Source organism: Micromonospora sp. B11E3, assembly GCF_039871625.1.
Classification (GTDB): Bacteria; Actinomycetota; Actinomycetes; order Mycobacteriales; family Micromonosporaceae; genus Micromonospora.
On record NZ_JBDPMC010000214.1, the window covers coordinates 1 to 1,218 of the forward strand.

1 protein-coding gene is annotated in these 1,218 nt (G+C 64.3%); it reads right to left on the reverse strand.

Going from position 1 to position 1,218, the window contains the following annotated elements:
• Nucleotides 1–335: 335 nt before the first annotated feature.
• Nucleotides 336–944, reverse strand: coding sequence for a hypothetical protein (locus tag ABGB16_RS33730; protein WP_347672100.1), 609 nt, complete (start codon nucleotides 942–944; stop codon nucleotides 336–338).
• Between the last annotated feature and the right edge of the window lie 274 nt (nucleotides 945–1,218).

Below are 1,218 nucleotides of genomic sequence, written 5' to 3' on the forward strand. Positions count from 1 at the left end.
CGGGTGCCGATCGTGGTGCCGGCGGTCCCGGTCCGCATCGCCTGGGCCCACCTGGCCAGGGACGCATCGAGGCGGGTGCGCAGGGCGGTGACGAACTCGGTCGGGTCGGTCGGCTGCGCGATCGCGGAGAAACACAACGCCGCTCTCATCTGCCTCGCCCGACGCCGCTGCGACGTCTTATTCGCCATGCTCCGCGACAAGATCCCCTACCAGCCAAGACCCGCCGCTGTTTGACAAAACCCATAGGGACACCCCCCGCCCTAGATCAACTAAATGATCCCCGGTGACACGAGCGTTAGGAAACCCCTAAGGCCCGTGAAACTCAAGAACTAAAACTAAAGCAGAAGGTGTAAATTAAACGGCAACTCAAGACCTTGACCTGTTCCGGGTGGCGGCGGAGGGAGCGACGGCGCCGCCTCCCGCCAATATTTCCCGACCGATGTCTGGGTGATCAGTTTGCCGGATAGTGTGGCTACCTCCTTCTGGGTGTAGGGGTGGCCGTTGGGGGCGGGCTTACCCTTCATTGCTTGTGCCCAGGCTTTCACCCATGCGGCCATTCCCGGCCCCAACTTCCCCTTTTTGTCGGTGGTCAGGGATACCCGGTCGGGGAGTTCACCCTTTTCTTCCAGCGTCTTCAGGTATTCGTGGAGGGTGGCGGGCCCGTCCGTGCTGGGCCGCCAAGTGACCACGTGATCTGGTGGTGGGGGCAGCGGCGGCGCCGCCTCCCGCCAATATGTCCCGACCGATGTCTGGTCGATCAGTTTGCCGGATAGTGTGGCTACCGCCCGCTGGGTGTAGGGGTGGCCGTTGGGGGCGGGCTTACCCTGCAGTCCCTGTGCCCAGGCTTTCACCCATGCGGTCATCCCTGGCCCCAGCTTCCCCTGTTTGTCGGTGGTCAGGGATACCCGGTCGGGGAGTTCACCCTTTCCTTTCAGCTCCGCCATGTACGCGCGGAAGGTTTGAGGCCCATCCGTGCCGGGCCGCCAATTGACCACGTGATCTGGCGGTTCTGGTAGTGGCGCCTTCGTGGTGGAGGTCGCTGGGGGCGGCTGCGGTGTGGGGTGCGGGGTTGCCGATTGGCCGGTACGGACCGGTGTGGATTGCGTGTGCGGAGATGCCGGGCCGGACGTGACCTGAGTGTCGGGGTGGCCCAGTGAGACCGTCCTGGGATACCCGGGGGCGAAACCATAGTTGTCGTGGAATCCCGATGCGGCCGAG